We start from the raw sequence: 23,155 nt of genomic DNA on the forward strand, positions 1-23,155 counted from the left end.
GACGCGGGCTGAATGCCTGAACGGCGGCGCCGCGCCTTGAAAACATCGGGCGCGGCGCCGGCCCACCCACCCAGGCGGCCGGCGCGATGCTCTCCTTTTCCAAGCTTCTTCTTCTGGCGCTGGTGATCGGCGCCGTATGGTTCGGCTGGCGCTGGGTCACCCGCGTCAACGCCATCGGCCGCGACCGCGCCGCCGCCAAGCGCCGCGACTCCGCCGCCGCCGGCCCGGCCCGGCGCAGCGCCGCGCCGCCTCCGAGCCCGGCCGGCGACGCCGAGGACATGGAGAAATGCCCGGAATGCGGCGCCTACGTCGCCCCCTACTCGGCGGTGTCCTGCGGCCGTCCGGCCTGCCCCTACGGTCGCTGACGGCTTGATTCCACAGGCACGCCCGCCTATCGTGCGGCGCGTTTCAACCTTTTTGCTTGTGGACCGTCCATGGCCTCCCAAAGCGGGACCTCCGCCGACAGCCGCGGGCTGTCGTTCCAGTCCCTGATCCTCAAGCTCCACCAGTTCTGGTCGGAGCAGGGCTGCGTCATCCTCCAGCCCTACGACATGGAGGTGGGGGCCGGCACCTTCCACCCGGCGACGACGCTGCGCGCGCTCGGTCCCGACGCCTGGAAGGCCGCCTACGTGCAGCCGTCCCGCCGGCCCAAGGACGGCCGCTACGGCGAGAACCCGAACCGGCTCCAGCACTATTACCAGTACCAGGTCATCATGAAGCCCTCGCCGGCCGATCCGCAGGCGCTTTACCTGGACAGCCTGCGGGCCATCGGCATCGACCCGTCGCTGCACGACATCCGCTTCGTCGAGGACGACTGGGAAAGCCCGACGCTGGGCGCCTGGGGGCTGGGCTGGGAAGTCTGGTGCGACGGCATGGAGGTCACGCAGTACACCTACTTCCAGCAGGTCGGCGGCATTGAGTGCGACCCGGTCGCGGTCGAGCTGACCTACGGGCTGGAACGTCTGGCGATGTATGTCCAGGGCGTGGAGAACGTCTACGACCTCGACTTCAACGGCCACGGCGTGAAGTACGGCGACGTGTTCAAGCGGGCCGAGGTCGAATACTCGAAGCACAATTTCGAGTTCGCCAACACCGACATGCTGCTCCAGCATTTCAAGGACGCCGAGGGCGAATGCCAGGCGCTGGTCGCCGAGGGGCTGGCCCTGCCCGCCTACGACCAGTGCATCAAGGCGTCGCATCTGTTCAACCTGCTGGACGCGCGCGGCGTCATCAGCGTCGTCGAGCGCGCCGCCTACATCGGCCGCGTCCGCGCGCTGGCGAAGGCCTGCTGCGAAGCCTGGACGGGGGCCAAGTAAGACCATGCCCAACACCATGACCAACGAATTTCTCGTCGAGTTCTTTTCCGAAGAGATCCCCGCCCGCATGCAGGCGCGGGCCGCCGAGGACTTGAAGCGCCTCGTCACCGAGAGGCTGACCGCCAACGGTCTGACCTTCACCAAGGCCGAGGCGCACTCCACCCCGCGCCGTCTGGCGCTGGTGGTCGACGGGCTGCCGGAGCGCACCGCCGACGTGCGCGAGGAGAAGAAGGGTCCGCGCGTCGGCTCGCCCGAGCAAGCCGTCACCGGCTTCCTGAAATCGGCCGGGCTGACCAGTCTCGACCAGTGCGAGCAGCGCGACACCGGCAAGGGCGTCTTCTATTTCGCCGTCGCCGAGAAGAAGGGCCGCGAGACCGCCGGGGTTCTGGCGGAACTGATCCCGGCGGTGATGGCCGAGCTGCCCTGGCCCAAGTCGATGCGCTGGGGCACGGGCACCGTCCGCTGGGTGCGCCCGCTGCACTCGATCGTCGCTGTGTTCGGCGGGCGGGTGCTCGACGGCGGCTTCGACCTGGGCGGCACGCAGGGGCGGATCGCCTTCGGCAACGCCACGCGCGGCCACCGTTTCCTGGCGCCCGACGCCTTCACGGTGGAGAGCTTCGCCGACTACCAGGAGAAGCTGCGCGCCGCCAAGGTCGTGCTCGACCGCGAGGAGCGCAAGGCCAAGATCAAGGCCGACGCCGAGGCACTCGCCGCGAAGGAGGGCCTGACGCTCTCCCCCGACGACGCCCTGCTGGAGGAGGTTGCCGGGCTGGTCGAATGGCCGGTGGTGCTGATCGGCTCCATCGACGAGAGCTTCATGGACGTGCCGTCGGAGGTGCTGATCACCTCGATGCGCACGCACCAGAAATACTTCGCGGCGCTGGATAAGGCGGGGACGATGGCCCCGCGCTTCATCGTCGTGGCGAACACGGAAACGGTGGACGGCGGCAAGGCCGTCGTCGCCGGCAACGAGCGCGTGCTGCGCGCCCGTCTGTCGGATGCCAAGTTCTTCTGGGACCAGGACCGCAAGACCAAGCTGGAAGCCCGCCTGCCGGCGCTGGAAAAGATCACCTTCCACGCCAAACTCGGCACCGTCGCCGAGAAGGTGGCCCGCGTCCAGGCGCTGGCCGCCGAAATCGCGCGCACCATCGGCGCCGACGCCGTCGCCGCGTCCCGCGCGGCGCTGCTGTCCAAGGCCGATCTGGTGTCGGAGGTGGTCGGCGAATTCCCCGAGGTTCAGGGAATCATGGGCCGCTACTACGCGCTGGGCCAGGGCGAGAGCGCGGAGGTGGCCGACGCCATCGCCAACCACTACAAGCCGCTGGGTCCGTCGGATAGCTGCCCGACCGCGCCGGTCTCGGTCGCGGTGGCGCTGGCCGACAAGATCGACACCCTGGTCGGCTTCTTCGCCATCGACGAGAAGCCCACGGGGTCGAAGGATCCCTACGCGCTGCGCCGCGCGGCGCTGGGCGTGATCCGGCTGGTGCTGGAGAACGGGTTGCCGCTCCACCTCACGGCGGCTTTTCGCGATGGAGTCCAGGCCTATAACCGCGGCGACATCGGCGCTCCGGGCGCGGTTGCCGAACAGTTGCTCGTTTTCATTGCCGACCGCCTGAAGGTGGTGCTGCGTGAGCGGGGCGTGCGGCACGATCTGGTGGACGCGGTCTTCGCGCTCGGCAAGCAGGACGATCTGGTTCAGTTGCTGGCGCGGGTCAAGGCGTTGCAAAACTTCGTCAGTTCCGACGAGGGCGCCAACCTGCTGGCCGCCTACAAGCGCGCCTCGAACATCGTCCGCATCGAGGAGAAAAAGGACGGCGCCAGCTTCGACCAGCCGGTCGATGCCGCCCGTCTGGCCGTGCCGGAGGAGCAGGCGCTCGCCGCCGCGCTGAACAAAGCCTCGGCCACCGCCAAGCCGCTGCTCGACGCCAAGGACTTCACCGGCACCATGGCGGCGCTGGCCGCTCTGCGCGGTCCGGTGGACGCCTTCTTCGAGAAGGTGACGGTGAACGCCGAGGACAAGGACCTGCGCGTCAACCGCCTGCGCCTGCTGACGCAGATCCGCACGACGCTGAACGCGGTGGCCGACTTCTCGAAGATCGAAGGGTAGGCGACGGCGTTTCGGAACGGAAAAAGCCCTCCCCCGCTGGATGCGGGGGAGGGCTTTTTCGTTTGGTGGAGCGGCCGGCGGGGTATGCACGCCGCTTGCCCCCTCCCCATCCCTCCCCCGCTTCGCGGGAGAGGGGGTTGGACGCTTGTCGGCATTCGGCGGAGTTCCCTCTCCCGCTGGAGGCGGGGGAGGGTTAGGGAGGGGGCAACCGCAGCCACCTCACCCGTTTCCGTCCTGTCAGCTCCGACGCACGGTGCCCGTGGTCGTGCCGACCGAGGACCCGGTGCCCGCCGTGCTGGCCGCCGCCCCCCCGGTGGTGCCGCCCAGCGTGTTGGCGCCGGCCAGCGTGTTCGTCGGGTTGGTGCCGCCGGCCCCGGCCATCGCCGAGGCGCCAGCCCCAGTGCTGCTGGCGCCGAAGCCGCCGGCGTCCTGACGGACCCGCAGGTTGTTCTGCACATGGGTCACGCCCGAGATCGCCTCGGCGATGTCCTCCGCCCGGCGCTTGGCCGAGCGGTGGGTGACGGTGCCCGACAGCGTGACCTCGCCCTTGCTGACCGCCACGTCGATCTCCGACGCGTCGATGTAGGCGTCGTCGGTCAGACGGTCGTTGATGTCCTCGCGCACCCGGTCGTCGGAGCGGCTGTAGCCGCGCGGGCCGCGTCCACGATTCTGCGAGGCGCGCTGTTCATCCTGGTGGCGGCGGCGCTGAGCGTCGTCATCGCCGAACCAGGACGCGACCTCGTCGCCGGCCTGCTCCCAGAAACCGCGTTCCTCGACCCGGCCACGGCGCGGGTCGTAACGGTCGCGCCCTTCCTGAACGCCGTAATTGCGCTCGGGAGAGGTGTAGGGACCGTAGCTGCGGCCCGCCACATCCCCGCTGTAATCGCGGCTGTACGGCTGCGGGTTCCGGCCGAGGTCGCGCTCGCCATAGCCGGCTCCGTAGCCGCGGCTGTAATCGGCGCCGGCATCGCGGTAACCGCGCTCGTCACGCCCGGTACCGCCGGAACCGCCACCGCTGTAGCCCCCATAACCGCTCGACCCGGAGCGTCCGCCATAGCCGCCGCCATACCCGCCGAAGTCGGAGCGGCTTTCGTCACGCCCCCCGCCGAAGGTGCGGCCATAAGACCGCTCCGATTCGCGGGCGGTGTCGTGGCCGTAGGCGTCGCGGCCGTAGCGGCCCGATTCGCTGCCCGGCTGGCCGCGATAGACCTCGCGGCCGCCCTGCCATTCCGGCCCGCCGCGCTCGACGCCGCCGCGATCGCCCGAATGGTAGTCGCCCGCACGGTAATCGTCGCGGTCGTCCCCGCCGAAGCGGCGGCCTTCGCCGCGCCAGCGATGGTCGTCGTTGCGCCAATCCTCGTTGCGCCAGTCGTGGCCCCAATCGCGGGTCTCGTTGCGCCCGCGGTATTCGTTCTGCGCCATGGTGGTTGGCTCCCTTCGATTTTTCGATCCGACGGTGCCGTTCCGTGCGCGCCGCCGATGGTATCGATCAACAGAAGAGGTCCGAACGCGTTCCCAAATTTTCCGGCAGCGAAAAGGCCACCTCATCATGGCACAAGGATTGCTTGGATTATGGCGGTTGGTTCCACGCATGACTTGAGGCTCCGGCGTTTGCGCGCCGGAGCCTTTCTTTTCAGCAGCCTTTTTCTTATGCAGAATACCGCCGTTGCTCAATCAATCGGCGTTTCGCTCAACAACGCCGACACCGTCGTCACCAGTTCCTCGTTGCGGAACGGTTTGTAGAGCACGGCGTCGGCTTGGAACATCTGGGTCATCTTCAGGAGGAAGCCGGCGGGAAGCCCCGGCGCGCCCCCGGACATCGCCAGGATTTTCACCTCGGGGTGGTCGGTGCGCACCGCCTTGATCAGTTCGATGCCGTCCATTTCCGGCATCAGCACGTCGGTGACGATCAGATCGACGCTGCGCCGGTCGAGCACGCGGACGGCCGCGCGACCGTTTTCCGCCTCGATCACCGCGAAGCCCTGGCTCTCCAGATAGCCGCTCAGCGCCATGCGGATGACAGGAGTGTCCTCGACCAGCAGGATGGTCCGCTGAGGTGTCGGCATGCGCGCCCTCCGCCGGTGGATGTGCCGTTTACCCGCCGAGCGCCGCGACCGCCGCCCCGGCGTCGCCATGGATTTCGAAGAGCGACGAGAAGCCGCTGAGGTCGAAGACCTCGCGGATGTGCGGGGCCATCGCCGACAGGGCGATGCGCCCGCCCGCCGGCCGCGCCTTCTTCGCCGCGATCAGCAGCGAACGCAAACCGGCCGAGCTGATGTAGGCGAGCTGTGCCATGTCCACGACCAGCCGGTTGGCGCCGCCGCCGACCGCCTTGACCAGATGGCCCTCGAATTCCGACGCGTTGCCGCTGTCGATCCGGCCCTCGGTCCGCAGAACGGTGACGCCGTTGACCGCTTCTTCAGTGATGTTCATGCCCTGCCCTCGCAACGGAACGCTTTGTTCCCTCATCTATATCACGGGCAGCGGCGAAGCCCTAGACGCGGCGGAACGGAAACCCCGTTCTCCCTCATCGCAGGGATGGCGGCGTCCGGTCCCGCACCGGGGGCGGATCCAGCGGGAAAGGCGGGGCATCGGCGGAGAGCGGCCAGCCCGAGTCCCAATCCTCCGGACCGGTCCCGTCCGCCTCCGGACCATCCGGGGACGGCGCTTCCGGAGCCGTCGGCACGGGCCGCCCCGGCGACGCGCCGCCCGCCGGCCGGCGCGGGTCGCTCAGCGCGGCCTGGGCGTCGCGGTCGCCATGCTCGGCGGCGACGCGGAGCCAGCGCTCCGCCAGAACCGGGTCGCGGTCCGTGCCCACCCCTTCGCGCAGGCAGAGGCCCAGGCGGAACTGGGCGGCGGGGTGGTCGCGCATCGCGGCCTCGCCCAGCCAGCGCACCGCCTCCGCCTCGTCGCGCTCCACGCCCCGGCCGTCGAGCAGAAGCAGGGCGAGGTTCACCTGGGCGGTGGCCGATCCCTGCAACGCCGCCAGCCGGTACCATTGCGCCGCCTTGGCGGAGTCGCGCGGCACCCCGGCGCCCTGTTCGTACATGTAGCCGAGGTTGTTCAGGGCGCCGACGTCGCCCTGCGACGCGGCGCGGCGGTACCAGACGATGGCGGCGCGTGGGTTGGCGGCCACCCCGATTCCGTTGGCGAGCAGGAAGGCCAGCATCGTCCCCGCCGCGACATGGCCGCCGCGCGCCGCGCGCCGGTACCACGGCACCGCCGCGACGACATCGGCGACGCGGAGGGTCTCGGCCAGCGCGTATTGCGCGTCGGTGTCCCCCAGTTCGGCCCTCATCCGTGTCCAGAGAGTCGGCATGGCCCGTGCCTTTCCTGTTGTTCCGCCTCGTCGCTTACCGACGTGAACACCTCATCCGCCCGCTCATTCCCCATTGCGGCCATCCCGGCCCTGTACGGGGAGAGGTTTCGAGTCTGTCGCGCTTCCGATTGCCGTTCAATCGCCCCCGGCCACGGTCCAGTGTTTGTCACTGTGCTCCGTTTGCGCGATGATGACCATCGGTGCGTGCCCCACTCATTCCTGCCCTCGATCATACACGGCCGATTGGCACAGCCGATTGGGGCAAAACGGAGGATGCCGAAGGATGGGTGATCGGCTCGAACTGGTCCTGATCAACGACCTGAGCGAGTTGGAGCGGTTGGCCACCGCCATCGACGACTTCGTCGAACGCAACGCCCTGCCGCCGGAGCTGACCTTCACGCTGACCCTCTGCCTCGACGAGCTGTTCACCAACTCGATTCGCCACGGCTACGCCGACGCCAGCCGCCATTTGGTCCACATCCGTCTGGAATCGGACGAGACCGAGGTCCGGGCCGAGTTGGAAGACGACGGCATCCCCTTCAACCCCTTCGCCGACGCCCCCCCGCCCATCCTCAGCGACGACATCGAACAGCGGCGGCCCGGCGGCCTCGGCGTGTTCCTGGTCAAGGAGAGCATGGACCGGGTCGCCTACCGCCGCGAGGGCGGCCGCAACCGCATCCAACTGGCCAAGGCCCTGACCCCATGATCGCCACAGCATGACCGACCTGAGCGCGCTCGCCGGCCTCGCGCGCGGCATCGACCGCGCCGCCACCGCCGGAGACGCCGCTATCCTGCGCGCCCAGGCCATGGCGGTGGGCCTGCCGCGCGGCCGGGAACCCGCCCTGCCCCTGGAGGTGCTGGCCCTCTACGCCCCCGCCGACGTGCGCGACCATTTGTGGACGCAGTTCGGCGATGGGCTGGAGCTCGGCTTCCCGACCCTGTGCGGCCATCTTCTGGCCGTGGTCGCCGACCCAGGCGCCGCCGGAGCGCCGGACGCGGTGACCACGGCGGAGGCGCTGGCCGCGCTGGCCCGGCGCCATGGCGCCAATCGGACCGTCCTGCGCGACCGGTTGGAGCGGACCGCCCTGGTCCTGGCCGACCGGGCCCGCCGTTCCACCGACCACCTGCAAGGGCTGCTGGAGGCCCCGGATTTTCCCGACCTGCGCACCATCTCACTGGATGTGCTGCGAATCGAGGGGGTGCGCTGGGTTCTGGAAATTCTCGGCCAGCGATCCGCCCTGACGGCGCTGTCCAACCACGGCCGCCGCCTGAGCCGCCTGACGCTGAGCCGGTCGGCCACGACGATCCGCGCCTTCGTCGGCAAGCCGGACCTGCTGGCGCTCTACGACAACCTCGCCGTGATCTCGCAGGTGGACAATCTGCTGACCGTCGCCGCCCGCCTGCTCGACGCGCTGAAGGACCGCGAGGAGGAGCGCACCCATTTCGTGACGCCCGATGACGAGACGGCGCTCCATGGCTTCGGCGGCGCCTTGGTCGATCTGGCGGAGATGCTGGCCCGGATCGCGCTCAAATCGGTCGGGAGGCCCGACGTGACGCCGGAGTTGGCGGCGTCCGCGCTGGAGCAGATGCGTTTCCTGCACCAGTTGGCCGATCGGCTCGGCACCGCCCGCCCGGCGCCGTTCGACACCCTGGACCGCGCCCTGCGCCGCTGCGTCCCCGCCATCGCCGAACGTTTCAAGACGGAAATGGAAAAGGCGCCGCCCTTCCCCGCCGGGGCCGGCCCCCACCCGCTGGAGACCCAGGCCCGCGCCTTGGCGCGTCTGCTGACGGCGATCGGGCCCAGCGCCCTGGCGGCCGATTGAGCGGATCCCGCGTTTTTTGCCCGTTTTCGATGCATCCCCGAAACCATTCCGATTGTTCGTGGCTGGGACGCAAAGTTGCAGCAATCCGTTGCATGACAAAGGATGCGTCTTTCTGCATTCTTGTCTATGACGATGCCCAATGACGGGCGAGGACGATGCCCAATGGTGAACAGGGCTGTGGAGTCGATGCGCATGACCGGGACGCAGTGCCAAGCGGCACGCTTGCGCCTTGGCTGGTCGACGCGGATGCTGGCGAGCAAGGCCGGCGTACCCTGGTACGCGGTGATCAACTTCGACTATGGCACGGGCGACGTCGATCCCGGCGTGATCGCCGCCCTCACCCGCACCTTCAGACAGGCCGGGATCGAGCTGCGCTGAGGCTCAAGCCCCCCGCGTTTCCGTCCCTCCGCCTGTTTTCCGCATAGCGGACTGTCAGCCTTTCCTGCCGTTCTGTCCAGACAGGCGCGACAACACGCCGCGCAGGGCTTTCAACTCGTCCAGCACCATCGCGATCTCGTGGCGCAGATCGCCGGGAAGCGCCGTCGGTTCACCGCCATCCGCCATCGTGTGGGCCGCCATCAGATCGTCGGCGGGCGGGGTGTCCTCGTCGTCGGCGTCCTCGGGCAAAGGCGGAGTCGGGTCGGCCGTGCGGCCTTCCTTCAACAGGCGCTGGACACCCTTGATGGTGTAGCGCTCCTCGTAGAGCAGCGCCTGGATGCGGCGCAGAAGCTCGACGTCTTCCGGCCGGTAGTAACGGCGCCCGCCGCCCCGTTTCAACGGACGGATTTGCGGGAACTTGGTTTCCCAGAAGCGGAGGACGTGCTGCGGCACGTTCAGCTCGGCGGACACCTCGCTGATCGTGCGGAACGCCGTGGCGGATTTCATGGCGCGGACGTCATGGGCACGTCACGAACGCGGCGCCGCATTCCGGTCAGGACGCCGCGCGGGCTTGCTGGGCCGGGGGCTGCTGCTGGGCCGCGTCCACGGCGTCCTGGATTTCGTTGATGCGGTTCTTCAGCACATGGCTGGCGCGGAAGACCAGAACGCGGCGCGGCAGGATCGGCACTTCCTCCCCGGTCTTGGGGTTGCGGCCGATGCGCTCGCCCTTCTTGCGGACCTGGAAACTGCCGAAGGAGGAGATCTTCACCATCTCCCCGCGCGCCAGGGCGTCGGAGATCTCATCGAGAACGGTTTCCACCAGATCGGCGGATTCGTTGCGCGACAGACCGACCTCCTGATAGACGGCTTCGCTGAGCTGCGCGCGCGTGACCGTGTTCTGAGTCATGATTCGTCTTCCCCCCGCACCCGTTGGGAAGACGGTAATCCGGTCGAAGAAGGTCCGTCAATTCAAAAGCTTGGCGTAGCCTTATCGGCTGACGGCGGCCTTAAGCCTGCCGCACTGCGTCAATCCGGGAGCGTATGTTCCCGGTGCCGCCGTCACCAGCGAATCAGCGCCGAGCCCCAGGTCAGCCCGCCGCCGATGGCCTCCATCAGGATCAGGTCGCCGCGCTTGACCCGGCCGTCGGCGACGGCCTCGCCCAGCGCCAGTGGGATCGAGGCGGCCGAGGTGTTGCCGTGATGGTCGACGGTCAGCACGACCTTTTCCGGGGCCAGCTTCATCTTGCGGGCCAGCCCGTCGATGATGCGGCGGTTCGCCTGGTGCGGCACCATCCAGTCGATGTCGGACGGCTCCAGCCCGTTGGCGGCCAGCGCCTCCTCCACCACCGCCGACAGCTTGCTGACGGCGTGGCGGAAGATCTCCTGCCCCTGCATGCGGACATGGCCGATGGTGCCGGTGGAGGACGCGCCGCCGTCGACGTAGAGCAGGTCGTACTGGTTGCCATCAGAATGCAGGTGGGTGGACAGCACGCCCCGGTCGCCCGAGTCGCCCTTGGCGTCGTAGCCTTCCAGCACCACCGCCCCGGCACCGTCGCCGAACAGCACGCAGGTGGTGCGGTCGTTCCAGTCGAGCAGGCGGGAGAAGGTCTCGGCCCCGATCACCAGGGCGCGCTTCGCTTGGCCGCAGCGGATGAAGTTGTCGGCGACGGACAGGGCGTAGACGAAGCCGGCGCAGACCGCCTGGATGTCCATCGCGAAACCGGTGGTCCCCAGCGCCGCCTGCACCTTGGTCGCCGTGGCCGGGAAGGTGTTGTCGGGCGAGGTGGTCGCCAGGATGATGCAGTCGATGCTCGACGCCGGGACCCCGGCGTGCTCCAGCGCGCGGGTCGCGGCGGCGATGGCGAGGTCGGAGGTCTTCTCGCCCTCGGCCGCGATGTGGCGCGACAGGATGCCGGTGCGCTGGACGATCCACTCGTCGGTGGTGTCCACCCGCTGTTCCAGGTCACGGTTGGTGACGACGTTGGCCGGCAAATAGGTGCCGCAGCCCAGAACCCGGGAACGCTTGACCATCATTCAGCCCGCCGCCGCCTTGCTGTCGGGAAGAGGGGGCACGTCGGCGACGCGGCTCATCTCTTCCTTGATCCGCTCATTGAAACCCTGGGCCGCCAGATTGATCGCGACGGCGACGGCGTTGGCGAAGCCGACGGCGTCGGTGCCGCCATGGCTCTTCACGCAGATGCCGCGCAGGCCCAGGAACATCGCGCCGTTGTAACGGCGCGGGTCGATCCGCTGCTTGAAGCGCTTGAACGCCCCGCGCGCCAGCAGATAGCCGATCCGCGCCAGCAACGACGACTCGAAGGTCCGGCGCAGGAACTCGGCGAACAGCTTGGCCGTGCCCTCGGCGGTCTTCAGGGCGATGTTGCCGGTGAAGCCGTCGGTGACGATGACGTCCACGGTGCCGAGACCGATGTCGTTGCCCTCGACGAAGCCGTGGAATCGGCCGGGCAGCGGCATCACGCGCAGGCTGGCCGCCGCGGCGCGCACAACCTCGTTGCCCTTCATGTCCTCCGACCCGATGTTCAGCACACCGATGGTCGGTTCGGGCAGGCCCAGGACGGCGCGGGCGAAGACGGCGCCCATCACCGCGAATTGGACGAGATTCTCCGCCTGGCACTCGGCGTTGGCGCCGAGATCCAGCATGATGCACTCGCCGCGCTGGGTCGGGAAGAACGACGCGATCGCCGGCCGGTCGATGCCCGGCAGCGTCTTCAGCACGAACTTCGCCATCGCCATCAGGGCGCCGGTGTTGCCGGCCGAGACGACGCAGGCCGCCTCCCCCGCCGCCACCGCGTCGATGGCGAGCCGCATGCTGGACTGGCGTCCGGCACGCAGGGCGATCGCCGGCTTGGCGTCGCCGGCCACGGCGTCGGGCGTGTGGCGGATCTCCGCCACGGCCTTCAGCGCCGGCCGCTGGTTCAGCAACGGCTCGATGCGCTGGGAGTCGCCGTACAGCAGGAAACGCACATCGGGATGACGTTCCCGCGCGATGTCCGCCCCCGCGATCACCATGTCGGGACCGAGGTCCCCACCCATGGCGTCCAAGGCAATGGTCAGGCGCTGGCTCACCGCGAACAGGCTCCCCGGCTAGGACGGCGTGCGTCCCGGAACAAAGCGGCGCGGATCAAGCGGTCGCGGTGCCGCTCTGGATCACTTCGCGCTTGTCGTACTGGCCGCAAGACCCGCAGATGTTGTGCGGACGCTTCAGCTCGCCGCAGCTCGGGCACTCGTTGTAGGCCGAGGTCGGCAGAGCGTGGTGCGAACGACGCATGTTGCGCCGCGACTTGGAGGTCTTCTTCTTCGGAACAGCCATGACCGTGAACTCTCTTGATTGTAAAAGGCGGCCCGAACAGGGGCCGCCCGACGCGAGCGGCATTCAATAAGGCAATTGTCCCCGAAGGGCAAGCCCGAACAAACCGTCCGTCCACCATGAATTCCACCCTGCGGGAGGGAATCATTGACGGGACTTCAGACGCTCCAGCACCGCGAAAGGGTTCGGTTTCTGCGGCTCCTCCGGTTCGGCGGCCGCGCCGACTTCCTCGTCGGCCTCGTCGTAGCCTTCGAAGGCGGCGGTTTCAGCGCGCGGGTACGGGTCCAGCCCCAGCGACAGGTGCTGGGCCGTCAGTTCACCGATGTCGATGCGGTTGTTCAGCATCGGCTCCGGCGAATCCTCGTCGGATTCGTAGGGGTCGATCTCGATCTCCTCGCCGGGATCCTCGATCAAGGCCTCCGGGGCGAACAGCGCCTCGAAGCTCTCCTCGACATGGGCGGGGACGGGATCGAGCGAGACGACGCAGGTCTGCACCACCTCGGCCACCAGCTTGCCCGAAACACGGATCATCTGGCCGCCGCGCACGGCGCGCAGGCGGACCGTGGCGGTCAGGCTGGCGATCGACTCCAGTTCCAGCCGTTCGGCGAGCTTTTGGCGCTCCGATTCGGTCGCCTCGATGGTCTCGGTCAGGTCGGCGCGGCGCACCGCCTCGGCGCTGACGAAGCGCGAGAATTCCGGCGCGGGCATAGAGCCGCTGTGGTCGGTCATGACAAGTCGTCCTCAAGAAAATCCACGGAGTCGCGGCCGCCGAGGCGGTCATCGTCCGTGCATCGAGTCAGATGCAACCGAACGGGCCAAAAGGCAAGAGTCCGCGTTCACCCGTTCCGCGTTTCGCCGTTCGGAAGCGCCGCGAAGTCCGGCTGTCCCTCCATCAGCGCCTCCAGCGCCTGCCCGTCGAGCGTCGCGACGCAAGCCCGCACATAGGCGGCCAACGCCACCAGCGCCGCCGGATCGACACCCGCGACCACCGTGCCGTAGACGTTGTTGTCGAGCGCGACCTCCAGGCGGCGTTCGTCGGAATCGGCCAGCGCCTCGTCGTAGGCGCGGATGCGGCCGGCCATGCCGCGCGCCATCGTCTTCACCCGGCGGCCGATGCCGGTGTCGCCGACGCCCATCTCCATCAGCGACTTCTCGAAATTGTCGATCATCGTCTCGTAGAGCCGGCGCGATAGCGATCCGGCCTCCGCGCCCTGCCCCTTCAGCCGGCGCATGACCAGGAAGGCGTGCAGCGCCACCATCTCGAACCGCCCGTCCAGCGTGTCGGGCACGCCAAGGTCGCGGTAGAAGACCGGCGCGCGGCCCCGCTCCACGATGGCGGTGAACAGTCCAGCGACGCGGGCGCCGCGACGGTCGCCGGAAAACCGGCCGAACAGGCGGCCCAGAAGACTCTCTGACACGGAAAGGTCACTCTCTTCAGACTCGGAGTCCCGTTGACAGGACGAAGGCCCCGATGCGATTGTTCCGCACTGTTGAAGCGGTACGAAGCACAGCCGAAGCGCTCTCGTCCCTCTTCTCCGGCTCCATCATAGCCTGAGCACCATGACGAGATCGATTCCTTCCGCGCTCCGCACCGCCGCCCTGTTCGGCGCCGTCGTTCTTCCCGGCCTCGCGGCGTCCGGCTGCGCGCCGACCGTCGCCACGCGCGGCAACCTGACGGACCCCGAACTCGTCGCCGAGCTTCAGCCGGGCCAGAGCCGGCGCGACGACGTCGCCGCCGTTCTCGGCACGCCGACCTCGGTTGGTACCTTCGACCCGAACGTCTGGTACTACATCGGACAGAAGACGGAGAAGACCGCCTTCTTCCAGCCGGAGGTCGTCGAGCGCCGCGTCGTGATCGTCCGCTTCGACGACGCCGGCACGGTCCGCGAGATCAAGAAGCTCGACAAGAGCAACGGCCAGGACATTGAGATGGTCGACCGCAGCACCCCCACCGCCGGGCGCGAGATGAGCTTCCTGGAGCAGATGATGGGCAACGTCGGCCGCTTCTCCGCCAAGGACACCAAGGGCAAGGGGCCGGGCTCGTAAGGGCCGTCGTCTTCGGCCGAACGCGAAAAGGGCGGGAACCGGATCGGTCCCGCCCTTTTTCTTTGCCCGCTCCCGGCCCGCCTACGCGAACTGCGCCAGGATCGCCAGCAGCAGGATCGCCACGATGTTGGTGATCTTGATCATCGGGTTCACCGCCGGGCCGGCGGTGTCCTTGTAAGGGTCGCCGACCGTGTCGCCGGTGACCGCCGCCTTGTGCGCGTCGGATCCCTTGCCGCCATGGTTGCCCTCCTCGATGTACTTCTTGGCGTTGTCCCAGGCGCCGCCGCCCGACGTCATCGAGATCGCCACGAAGATGCCGGTGACGATGGTGCCGAGCAGCATCGCCCCCAGCGCCGCGAATCCCGCCGCCCGACCGCCGATGGCGGCGATCACCAGATACAGCACCACCGGAGCCAGCACCGGCAGCAGCGACGGGATCACCATCTCGCGGATCGCCGCCTTGGTCAGCATGTCGACCGCCCGGCCGTAATCGGGCTTGGCGGTGCCCTCCATGATGCCGGGGATCTCGCGGAACTGGCGCCGCACCTCGACCACCACCGAGCCGGCGGCCCGGCCCACGGCGGTCATCCCCATCGAGCCGAACAGATAGGGCAGCAGCCCGCCGACCAGCAGCCCGACGACCACATAGGGATCATCCAGCGTGAACGTCACGGCCACGTTCGGGAAGTAGTGGCCGAGGTCCTGGACGTAGGCCGCGAACAGCACCAGCGCCGCCAGCCCGGCCGAGCCGATGGCGTAGCCCTTGGTCACCGCCTTGGTGGTGTTGCCGACGGCGTCCAGCGCGTCGGTGGTGACGCGGACGTCCTTGGGCATGTCGGCCATCTCGGCGATGCCGCCGGCGTTGTCGGTCACCGGCCCGTAGGCGTCGAGCGCCACCACCATGCCGGCCAGCGCCAGCATCGTCGTCGCGGCGATGCCGATGCCGAAGACGCCCGCCTGCCCATGGGCGATCAGGATGCCGGCGCAGATCACCAGCACCGGCAGCGCCGTCGATTCCATCGACACCGCCAGCCCCTGTATGACGTTGGTGCCGTGCCCGGTCTCCGACGCCTTGGCGATGCTGCGCACCGGCCGGAAGGCGGTGGAGGTGTAGAACTCGGTGATCCACACCAGCAGCCCGGTGACGCCGAGCCCGACCAGCGAGGAGACGAACAGGTTCAGCCCGGTGACCGAGGCCCCGCTGGTCATCACGATGGCGCGGTTGAAGCCGAACATCACGGCGGTGACGATCAGGATCAGCAGCAGCGACAACCCCGCCGCCACGGCCAGCCCCTTGTAGAGCGCGTTCATGATGTTGTTGTCGGCGCCCAGCTTGACCGCGAAGGTGCCGGCGACCGAGGCCGCGATGCACACCGCGCCGATCAGCAGCGGGTAGACCAGCAGCAGACGCACCGTTTCCCCGGAAAAGAAAATCGCCGCCAGCAGCATGGTGGCGACGATGGTGACGGCGTAGGTCTCGAACAGGTCGGCGGCCATGCCGGCGCAGTCGCCGACGTTGTCCCCCACATTGTCGGCGATGACCGCCGGGTTGCGGGGGTCGTCCTCCGGGATGCCGGCCTCGACCTTGCCGACCAGATCGGCGCCGACGTCGGCCCCCTTGGTGAAGATGCCACCGCCGAGCCGCGCGAAGATCGAGATCAGCGAGGCCCCGAAGCTGAGCGCCAACAGCGCCTCCAGCACCGTGCGGACCTGCACCGGGTCGGTGACGCGGTAGATGAGCGAGAGCACGCCGAAATAGCCGCCGACCCCCAGGATCCCCAACCCCACCACCAGCATGCCGGTGATCGCGCCGGACTTGAAGGCGATGCCGAGCGCGGGGGCGAGCCCCTGGGTCGCGGCCTGCGCGGTGCGGACGTTGGCGCGCACCGACACGTTCATGCCGATGTAGCCGGCCGCCCCCGACAGCACGGCCCCGATCAGGAAGCCGATGGCCACCGGCAGCCCCAGCGTGAAGCCCAGGATCAGCAGCAGAACCACGCCGGCCACGGCGATGGTGGAGTATTGGCGGTTCAGATAGGCGCGCGCGCCCTCCTGCACCGCGGCGGCGATGGCCTGCATGCGCTCGGATCCCGGCGACGCGGCCATGACTTCCTTCCCGGCCCGCCAGCCATAGGCGAGCGCGAGCAGACCGCTGGCAATGATGACGATGAACGCTAAAGCCATCGCATCCCCCGATTTTTATGGGTTCGCCCGCGAAATCCTGCTTCCGGAAAATGGGGAAGAAGTCGGGCGCAAGTATTCCTAGGGAAAAGCATGCCCAAGGATTACGGGCTTGGCAACCACCACCATGTCGTTATGGGCGCGACGAATTGGCCGAGGTCATAGCTTACTTTCGGATAGGGCCATCACGAGTGCGCCGCACAATAACGTGAAGGACCACCCTAAAGATTGCGCTGGGTCACCGCCTGGACCAGGACGTTCTGAACCACCCCGGCGCCCAGCACCTTGTTGCCGGCCTCGACCAGCTTGTCCTTGACGGCGGGGATGTTGATCAGCCCGCCGTTGAGGACCGTCTTGTCGGCGACCCCGCCATACATCGCGGTCAGGAAGGCGTCGGTCAGGCGGGTCATGTTGGCCTGGGCCATCGGCTGCTTCTCCAGCAGCACCTCGACCGTCACGACGACGGTGACGAACTGCTCAACCCGGTTGGCGCCGATCGCGGGAACGACCAGCGGGGCCAGGCGCACGAAGCCGGTGGGCGGCTTGGGCGGCGGCTCCACCTTCTTCGGCGTCTCGTCATGCTGGACGTAGTATTTGTTGTAGAGGGTCCAGCCGCCGAAGCCGGCCCCCCCCAGCAGCACGATGCCCAGCACCAGGACGATCAGGGCCTTGACCACGGGCGGCATCCTTCTGCGGCGAGCGGCAACGCCGGGCCGGCGGCGTCAGAAATGGTCCCAGCCCCGGCGGGGAAGATCCAGCGGAACCCCCTGCCCGTCCAGAACGGTGACGGCGCCGGGCGGACCCTCCGTCAACACGCCGATCTCGGTGATCGGCACGCCGCTCTCCCGCGCCAAATCCGCCAGGGCGGCGCGCGCCGTCTCCGGGGCGGAGAACAGCAGTTCGTAATCGTCGCCGCCGGTCAGCGCCAGGGCCAACCGGGCGGCGTCGCCGTCGATGGCGCCCCGCGCCGCCTCGGAGAGCGGCACCCGCTCCGCCTCGATCACGGCGGCGCAGCCGGATTCCTCGCAGAGATGGCCGAGGTCGGCGACCAGACCGTCCGACACGTCGAGCGCGCCGCTCGCCACGCCGATCAAGCGCGGGCCGATGCCGCTGCGCGGGTCGGGCCGGCGCAGACGGCGCAGCAGATGCGCGCGGGTGGTCTCGTCGGGAATGTCGAGCTTGCCAAGGGCGACTTGAAGGCCCAGTGCGGCGTCGCCGATGCTGCCGGTCACGAACAGCCGGTCGCCGACACGACCGCCCCAGCGAGGCAGCGCTTGACCGGCCGGCACCAGACCGAAGGCGGTCACCGACAGGGTGATCGGGCCGCCGGTGGACACCGAGTCGCCGCCGGCCAGCCCGATGCCGAAGCGCGCCTGGTCCGCGCCCAGCCCGGCGGCGAAGCCGGCGAGCCACTCCTCGCCGACGCCGCGCGGCAGGGCGGTGACCAGCGTGTAGGCCAGCGGCTCCGCCCCCATGGCGGCAAGGTCGGACAGGTTGGTGCGCAGAAGCTTGGCGGCGATGTCGCCGGGATCGTCGTCGGGGAAGAAATGCACGCCCGCGACCGTGGCGTCGGTGGTGACGACCAGTTCGCGCCCCTCCGGCACCGCGAACACGGCCGCGTCGTCCCGCAAACCGCGCGCCCCGGCGAAACCGGCGGCCAGCGGCTTGAAGAAGCGGGCGATGCGGCCGAACTCGCCGAGCAGGGGGGGATTGGTCATGGAGCGGTTCCGCCCCGGACGCCGTCATTCCCTCTCCCCCCAGGGGAGAGGGCCAAAGGCGCTAAGAAGCCCCTCTCCCCTTGCGGGAGAGGGGTTGGGGTGAGGGGGAGCCGGCGCCAGCCGGCCGGAAACATTCGTGTTCTTTCCGCCTTTTCAGGCGGAATACCCCTCATCCCAACCCTTCTCCCGCAAGGGGAGAAGGGCTTCTTATCGCCTTTGAAGGCGAGGGTCCGCCCCCTCACCCGGCCGGCTGGCGCCGTCCGACCTCTCCCCGGAGGGGAGAGGCGAGAGCGCGGGAGAGGCATGGATTCACCCCTCGGGCTGGGCACGGGAGGGGTCGGGCTTGGCCAGATCGTCGGCGCGCAGCGCACGGGCGACGTGGTCGAGCACGCCGTTCACCATCGCCGGCTCTCGGCCCGCGAAGAAGGCGTGGCCGATGTCCACATACTCACTGATCAGGATGCGCGGGTGGGTGTCGAGATGGACCGCGATCTCGTAGGCCCCGGCGCGCAGGATGGCGCGCAGCAGCAGTTCCAGCCGCTCGATGGGGAAGCGCGGGTCGAGCGCCGCGCCCAGCACGCTGTCGACCTCGGCCCGGCGGTGGACCGCGCCGCGCACGATGTCGGAGAACAGCTGCGGGTCGCCGGCCACGAACTTGTCGCCATCGATCTCCTCGCCCAGACGATGGGCGACGAACTCGCCGACCACGGTCTCGACGGGGGTGCCGGTCAGGTCGATCTGGTACAGCGCCTGGACGGCGCCCAGACGGGCGGCCTTGCGCCGGGCCTTGGCGGACCCGCCACCGGTCTTGCGGTTGGCGCGCTTGGGTTTCGCGCGGCGGGCCGCGTCGTCGTTGCTCATGATCGGTCTTGCAGTCGCTAAAAAGAGGAAATCTTGGGATCAGCGCGGATAGAGGCGGAATTTGCGCTTCAGGTCAATCATGTCAAGGCAGGCCCGCGCCGCCTGCCCCCCCATGTTCTTCGATCCGACGGTGGCGCGGACCCAGGCCTGCTCGCGGCTCTCGACGTTGAGGACGCCGTTTCCGATGGCCAGCGCGTAGCGCAGCGCCAGATCCTGGAGGCCCCGCGCGCTCTCCGCGCAGATGGTGTCATAGCGCGTCGTCTCCCCCCGGATCACGCAGCCGAGCGCGACGTAGCCGTCGAACCGCTTGCGCGCCGTGAAGAAGTCCATCGAACGGATGGCGTAGAGAATCGCCGCCGGAAGCTCCAGACAGCCGGGCACGCCGTAGCGGATGTGGGTGGCGCCGGCGCGGTCCAGTTCGGCCACGGCGCCGCGCGCCAACTCCTCGGCGATGTCCTCGTGGACGCGGGCGTCCACGACCATGATGTGGGGCGTGTCGGTCATCCGGCGGCGCGGCGGTGCATCAGTCGTCGCCCTGCTCGCCGCGCGCCGCGTCGATGGCGCGGTGGCCGACCACGGTCAGGCCGTAGCCCTCCAGCCCGACGATCGACTTCTTGCGGTTCGACAGCAGGATCATTGAGCGCACGCCCAGATCCAAGAGGATCTGCGCGCCGACGCCGTAGTCGCGCAAGGTCGGCGCGCTGTTCGCCTGCCCTTCCAGCCGGGCCTTCAGCACGCTGGACAGGCCGTTCGGCTGCGGTTCGCGCAGCAGCACGATGACGCCGCGGTTCTCCTTGGCGATCAGCTCCATCGACGCCTGCAACTCGTCGGCGCGGCCGGAGTTCTTGTCGCCCAGCACGTCGTCCAGCACCGACAGGGCGTGCATGCGGACCAGCACCGGCTCGTCGCCGGAGATGTCGCCGCGCACCAGCGCGATGTGTTCGGCGTAGTGGATCTTGTTGGTGTAGACATAGGTCTGGAAACGCCCGCCGAAGCGGCTGTCCAGCGTGCCGGCCAAGCGCTGCTCGACGATGGTCTCGGTGCGGCGGCGGTAGGCGATCAGGTCGGCGATGGTGCCGACCTTCAAGCCGTGGAACTGGGCGAACTGCACGAGGTCCGGCAGGCGGGCCATGGTGCCGTCGTCGTTCATGATCTCGCAGATCACGGCGGCCGAGGAATGGCCGGACAGCCGGGCGATGTCGACCGACGCCTCGGTGTGGCCGGCGCGGACCAGCACGCCGCCGTCGCGCGCCAGCAGCGGGAAGATGTGGCCGGGCGTCGCGATGTCGTGCGGGCCGGAGTTCGGGTCGATGGCGACCTCGATGGTCCGGGCGCGGTCGGCGGCGGAGATGCCGGTGGTCACCCCCTCGCGCGCCTCGATGGAGACGGTGAAGGCGGTCTGGTGACGGGACGCGTTCTGCTGGGCCATCAGCGGCAGGCGCAGCCGCTCGATGTTCGGCTGGTCCATGGTCAGGCAGATCAGGCCGCGCCCGTGCTTGGCCATGAAGTTGACGGCCTCCGGAGTCGCGCAGGACGCCGGGATGACAAGGTCGCCCTCGTTCTCGCGGTCCTCGTCGTCGACCAGGATGAACATGCGGCCCTGGCGCGCCTCGTCGAGGATTTCCTCGGCGGTGGACAGGTATTTGTGGAATTCGGACGTCATTCCTGCCCCGCGAGCCGGGCGACGTAGCGCGCCAGCATGTCGATTTCCAGATTGACCGAATCACCCTCGCGCAAGCCCCCGAAGGTGGTCGCGGTCTGGGTGTGCGGGATGATGTTCACGCCGAAGCGGTTGCCGGCGACCTCGTTGACGGTCAGCGACACGCCGTCGATGGCGACCGAGCCCTTGGAGGCGATGTATTTGGCGAGGTTCTCCGGGGCCTCGAAGGTCAGCCGCACCGATTCGCCCTCGGGCCGCAGCGACACCAGCGTGCCGACGCCATCGACGTGGCCGGACACGATGTGGCCGCCCAGTTCGTCGCCGACCTTGAGGGCGCGCTCCAGGTTGATCCGGGTGCCGGCCTCCCAACCGCCGAGCGTCGTCTTGGACAGCGTCTCGCCCGAGGCCTGGATGACGTACCAGCCGGGGCCGGTCTCGATGACCGTCAGGCAGACGCCGTTGTGGGCGATGGACGCCCCGATCGCGATCGTCTCTGTGTCGAAGGCGGTCGCGATGGTGAACCGGGTGTCGCCGTGCCGTTCAACAGCCTGGACGCGCCCGACATCGGTGATGATTCCGGTGAACATGGCCGCGAATTTAGCAGGTTTCGCGCCGAGGGGAAGCGCGGAGGACGGCAACGCCCGCGCAACGGACTGTTGCGCCGGGCAAAGCGGGACCGTCAGCGCGCGCGGCGCCGGTAGCTTTCCGCCACGTCGTCCCCGGCGACGCGCAGGGCGGTGCGGTCGAAGCGCGCCATGCGGTCGAGTGTCGCAACGCCGAAGCCGGCCACGGCGGGCAGCCCGTCGCCGCCGATCAGCGAGGCGGCGCGGAACCATTCCAGCCGGTCCACCAGACCGGCCTCCAGCAGCGCGCCGGCCAGCGTGGCGCCGCCCTCCACCAGCACGCGGGTCAGGCCGCGCGCGGCGAGCGCGGCGGCCAGTGCCACGGGCGCGGGGCGGCCGGTGGAGTCGGCGGCCACCGGGACAATCTCCACCCCGGCGGCGACCAGCGCGGCGGCCTTTTCCGGATCGGGATCGGGGCGGGTGACGACCCAGGTCGGAACCGCGCGGGCGGTCGCCGCCAGCCTGGACACGACGGGCAGGCGCAGGGCGCTGTCCACGACGACACGGATCGGGCTGCGGTCCTCCAGCCCCGGAAGGCGGCAGGTCAGGTCCGGATCGTCGGCCAGCGCGGTGCCGATGCCGACCATGATGGCGTCGTGGGTCGCCCGCAGCCGGTGGCCCCAGGCCCGCGCCGTGGGGCCGGTGATCCATTGCGACGCGCCGGTGCGGGTCGCGATGCGGCCATCCAGAGTCGTCGCCAGCTTCAGCGTAAGCAGCGGACGGGCGTGCTGGATGCGGTTGAAGAAACCCTCGTTGAGGGCCAGCGCCTCGGCCTCGCGAACCCCGGTGACGACGGCGATTCCGGCGTCGCGCAGGCGCCTCAAACCGCCGCCGGCGACGCGGGGGTCGGGATCCTGGCAGGCGACGACGACGCGGGCGACCTTCGCTTCAATCAATGCGAGGCTGCACGGTCCGGTCTTGCCGTAATGATTGCAGGGTTCGAGCGTGACGTAGGCGGTGGCGCCCGCCGCCAGGGCTCCGGCGCGGGCCAGCGCCTCGGTTTCCGCGTGGGGACGGCCGCCGGGCTGGGTCCAGCCCCGGCCGACGACCGCGCCGTCGCGGACCAGCACGCAGCCGACCGCCGGGTTGGGCCAAGTGCGTCCGAGTCCCCGCGCGGCGAGGGACAGGGCCGCGTCCATGTGGCGGAGGTCGGTGGTGGTCATACCTGGAAGGCCGTTGCGTTGGGAAAATCCTGCCCCCTCCCTAACCCTCCCCCGCCTTCGGCGGGAGAGGGAACCGCCGCCGAACGCCGGCGAGGGTCCGGCCCCCTCTCCCGCGAAGCGGGGGAGGGATGGGGAGGGGGCACGCGGGACCGAGGCCCCCTCAGCCCGGCTGGGCTTCGGGCGCCAGTTGCTCGACGAACTCGTTGAAATCCGACGCCTCGCGGAAGTCCTTGTAGACCGACGCGTAGCGGATGTAGGCGACCTGATCCAGCGTCTGCAACGCCTCCATGATCCGCTCGCCGATCTGCTTGGACGGGATCTCGCTCTCGCCCGACGATTCGAGCTGGCGCACCAGGCTGTTCACCACCCGGTCGATGCGGTCGGCGTCGATCGGCCGCTTGCGCAGCGCGATCTTCATCGACCGCAGCAATTTGTCGCGGTCGAAGGCCTCGCGCTGGCCGGCGCTCTTCACCACCGTCAGCTCGCGCAACTGCACGCGCTCGAATGTGGTGAAGCGCGCGCTGCAGCTGGGACAGAAGCGCCGCCGCCGGATGGCCGAGTTGTCCTCCGTCGGTCGCGAATCCTTGACCTGGGTGTCCTCGTTTCCACAGAACGGGCAGCGCATTCCTTGT

At 69.1% G+C, this 23,155-nt stretch carries 27 protein-coding genes; 7 read left to right on the forward strand and 20 right to left on the reverse strand.

Annotated features, from left to right (window positions below; translation table 11 throughout):
* The first annotated feature begins 86 nt into the window (after positions 1–86).
* From EJ913_RS00440 to glyS, 3 genes are all read left to right on the forward strand, one after another.
* On the forward strand, positions 87–365 hold the full coding sequence (locus EJ913_RS00440; RefSeq protein ID WP_126993763.1) for a hypothetical protein: 279 nt from the start codon (positions 87–89) through the stop codon (positions 363–365).
* 69 nt (positions 366–434) lie between these two features.
* Positions 435–1,316: a glycine--tRNA ligase subunit alpha gene (locus EJ913_RS00445; RefSeq protein WP_126993765.1), complete on the forward strand. Its 882-nt coding sequence runs from the start codon at positions 435–437 to the stop codon at positions 1,314–1,316.
* 16 nt (positions 1,317–1,332) lie between these two features.
* Positions 1,333–3,423 (forward strand): glycine--tRNA ligase subunit beta, encoded by a 2,091-nt coding sequence (gene glyS, locus EJ913_RS00450; RefSeq protein WP_425321105.1) that lies wholly within the window; start codon positions 1,333–1,335, stop codon positions 3,421–3,423.
* Positions 3,424–3,660: 237 nt separating this feature from the next.
* On the opposite strand, the gene EJ913_RS00455 is transcribed toward glyS, so the two are convergent.
* The 4 genes from EJ913_RS00455 to EJ913_RS00470 all read right to left on the reverse strand — a co-directional run bounded on the left by EJ913_RS00455 (position 3,661) and on the right by EJ913_RS00470 (position 6,742).
* A complete protein-coding gene (locus EJ913_RS00455; RefSeq protein ID WP_126993769.1) occupies positions 3,661–4,845 on the reverse strand; it encodes a BON domain-containing protein in 1,185 nt (394 codons plus the stop codon).
* A gap of 248 nt (positions 4,846–5,093) precedes the next feature.
* Positions 5,094–5,489 (reverse strand): response regulator, encoded by a 396-nt coding sequence (locus EJ913_RS00460; RefSeq protein WP_126993771.1) that lies wholly within the window; start codon positions 5,487–5,489, stop codon positions 5,094–5,096.
* A 28-nt stretch (positions 5,490–5,517) separates the two neighbouring features.
* On the reverse strand, positions 5,518–5,856 hold the full coding sequence (locus EJ913_RS00465; RefSeq protein ID WP_126993773.1) for an STAS domain-containing protein: 339 nt from the start codon (positions 5,854–5,856) through the stop codon (positions 5,518–5,520).
* Between the two features lie 94 nt (positions 5,857–5,950).
* Positions 5,951–6,742: a tetratricopeptide repeat protein gene (locus EJ913_RS00470; RefSeq protein WP_126993775.1), complete on the reverse strand. Its 792-nt coding sequence runs from the start codon at positions 6,740–6,742 to the stop codon at positions 5,951–5,953.
* A 283-nt stretch (positions 6,743–7,025) separates the two neighbouring features.
* On the opposite strand from EJ913_RS00470, the gene EJ913_RS00475 reads away from it, so the two are divergent.
* The 3 genes from EJ913_RS00475 (at position 7,026) to EJ913_RS00485 (ending at position 8,943) form a co-directional block, all read left to right on the forward strand.
* A complete protein-coding gene (locus EJ913_RS00475; protein WP_185909634.1) occupies positions 7,026–7,448 on the forward strand; it encodes an ATP-binding protein in 423 nt (140 codons plus the stop codon).
* A gap of 10 nt (positions 7,449–7,458) precedes the next feature.
* Entirely contained in the window at positions 7,459–8,565 is a 1,107-nt protein-coding gene (locus EJ913_RS31445; protein WP_185909635.1) for a hypothetical protein, read from the forward strand.
* Positions 8,566–8,727: 162 nt separating this feature from the next.
* Positions 8,728–8,943 (forward strand): hypothetical protein, encoded by a 216-nt coding sequence (locus EJ913_RS00485; RefSeq protein WP_126993781.1) that lies wholly within the window; start codon positions 8,728–8,730, stop codon positions 8,941–8,943.
* Between the two features lie 54 nt (positions 8,944–8,997).
* Here EJ913_RS00485 and EJ913_RS00490 read toward each other — a convergent pair whose 3' ends face one another.
* The 7 genes from EJ913_RS00490 to EJ913_RS00520 all read right to left on the reverse strand — a co-directional run bounded on the left by EJ913_RS00490 (position 8,998) and on the right by EJ913_RS00520 (position 13,689).
* Positions 8,998–9,450 (reverse strand): MerR family transcriptional regulator, encoded by a 453-nt coding sequence (locus EJ913_RS00490; RefSeq protein ID WP_126993784.1) that lies wholly within the window; start codon positions 9,448–9,450, stop codon positions 8,998–9,000.
* Positions 9,451–9,496: 46 nt separating this feature from the next.
* On the reverse strand, positions 9,497–9,850 hold the full coding sequence (locus EJ913_RS00495) for an integration host factor subunit alpha (RefSeq protein WP_126993786.1): 354 nt from the start codon (positions 9,848–9,850) through the stop codon (positions 9,497–9,499).
* A 152-nt stretch (positions 9,851–10,002) separates the two neighbouring features.
* A complete protein-coding gene (locus EJ913_RS00500; protein WP_126993788.1) occupies positions 10,003–10,974 on the reverse strand; it encodes a beta-ketoacyl-ACP synthase III in 972 nt (323 codons plus the stop codon).
* A gap of 3 nt (positions 10,975–10,977) precedes the next feature.
* On the reverse strand, positions 10,978–12,030 hold the full coding sequence (plsX, locus tag EJ913_RS00505) for a phosphate acyltransferase PlsX (RefSeq protein WP_126993790.1): 1,053 nt from the start codon (positions 12,028–12,030) through the stop codon (positions 10,978–10,980).
* Between the two features lie 55 nt (positions 12,031–12,085).
* On the reverse strand, positions 12,086–12,274 hold the full coding sequence (gene rpmF, locus EJ913_RS00510) for a 50S ribosomal protein L32 (protein WP_126993792.1): 189 nt from the start codon (positions 12,272–12,274) through the stop codon (positions 12,086–12,088).
* Between the two features lie 141 nt (positions 12,275–12,415).
* Positions 12,416–13,000 carry a YceD family protein gene (locus tag EJ913_RS00515; protein WP_126993794.1) on the reverse strand — a complete coding sequence of 195 codons (585 nt, stop codon included), beginning with the start codon at positions 12,998–13,000 and terminating at the stop codon, positions 12,416–12,418.
* Between the two features lie 107 nt (positions 13,001–13,107).
* Complete coding sequence (locus tag EJ913_RS00520) at positions 13,108–13,689, reverse strand: ubiquinol-cytochrome C chaperone family protein (protein ID WP_126993796.1); 582 nt, start codon at positions 13,687–13,689, stop codon at positions 13,108–13,110.
* A 142-nt stretch (positions 13,690–13,831) separates the two neighbouring features.
* Between EJ913_RS00520 and EJ913_RS00525 the strand changes: the two genes are divergently transcribed.
* Positions 13,832–14,317 carry an outer membrane protein assembly factor BamE gene (locus EJ913_RS00525; protein ID WP_126993798.1) on the forward strand — a complete coding sequence of 162 codons (486 nt, stop codon included), beginning with the start codon at positions 13,832–13,834 and terminating at the stop codon, positions 14,315–14,317.
* An 81-nt stretch (positions 14,318–14,398) separates the two neighbouring features.
* Here the strand turns inward: EJ913_RS00525 and EJ913_RS00530 are convergent, their stop codons facing one another.
* The 9 genes from EJ913_RS00530 to nrdR form a co-directional block, all read right to left on the reverse strand.
* Entirely contained in the window at positions 14,399–16,501 is a 2,103-nt protein-coding gene (locus tag EJ913_RS00530) for a sodium-translocating pyrophosphatase (RefSeq protein WP_126993800.1), read from the reverse strand.
* A gap of 218 nt (positions 16,502–16,719) precedes the next feature.
* A complete protein-coding gene (locus EJ913_RS00535; protein WP_126993802.1) occupies positions 16,720–17,184 on the reverse strand; it encodes a hypothetical protein in 465 nt (154 codons plus the stop codon).
* A gap of 36 nt (positions 17,185–17,220) precedes the next feature.
* The gene (thiL, locus tag EJ913_RS00540) at positions 17,221–18,216 is read right to left on the reverse strand and encodes a thiamine-phosphate kinase (RefSeq protein WP_126993804.1); all 996 of its coding nucleotides are present in this window, start codon (positions 18,214–18,216) and stop codon (positions 17,221–17,223) included.
* A 309-nt stretch (positions 18,217–18,525) separates the two neighbouring features.
* Complete coding sequence (nusB, locus tag EJ913_RS00545) at positions 18,526–19,077, reverse strand: transcription antitermination factor NusB (RefSeq protein ID WP_126993806.1); 552 nt, start codon at positions 19,075–19,077, stop codon at positions 18,526–18,528.
* Between the two features lie 39 nt (positions 19,078–19,116).
* Positions 19,117–19,581: a 6,7-dimethyl-8-ribityllumazine synthase gene (locus EJ913_RS00550; protein ID WP_126993808.1), complete on the reverse strand. Its 465-nt coding sequence runs from the start codon at positions 19,579–19,581 to the stop codon at positions 19,117–19,119.
* 19 nt (positions 19,582–19,600) lie between these two features.
* Positions 19,601–20,740, reverse strand: coding sequence for a 3,4-dihydroxy-2-butanone-4-phosphate synthase (gene ribB, locus EJ913_RS00555; protein WP_126993810.1), 1,140 nt, complete (start codon positions 20,738–20,740; stop codon positions 19,601–19,603).
* Entirely contained in the window at positions 20,737–21,324 is a 588-nt protein-coding gene (locus tag EJ913_RS00560; RefSeq protein WP_126993812.1) for a riboflavin synthase, read from the reverse strand. Before EJ913_RS00560 ends, ribB begins: the two co-directional genes overlap by 4 nt.
* 92 nt (positions 21,325–21,416) lie before the next feature.
* Positions 21,417–22,523: a bifunctional diaminohydroxyphosphoribosylaminopyrimidine deaminase/5-amino-6-(5-phosphoribosylamino)uracil reductase RibD gene (ribD, locus tag EJ913_RS00565; RefSeq protein WP_244939196.1), complete on the reverse strand. Its 1,107-nt coding sequence runs from the start codon at positions 22,521–22,523 to the stop codon at positions 21,417–21,419.
* 160 nt (positions 22,524–22,683) lie between these two features.
* Entirely contained in the window at positions 22,684–23,148 is a 465-nt protein-coding gene (nrdR, locus tag EJ913_RS00570; protein ID WP_126993815.1) for a transcriptional regulator NrdR, read from the reverse strand.
* Positions 23,149–23,155 lie beyond the last annotated feature (7 nt).

It is taken from the genome of Azospirillum doebereinerae (assembly GCF_003989665.1).
Classification (GTDB): domain Bacteria; phylum Pseudomonadota; class Alphaproteobacteria; order Azospirillales; family Azospirillaceae; genus Azospirillum; species Azospirillum doebereinerae.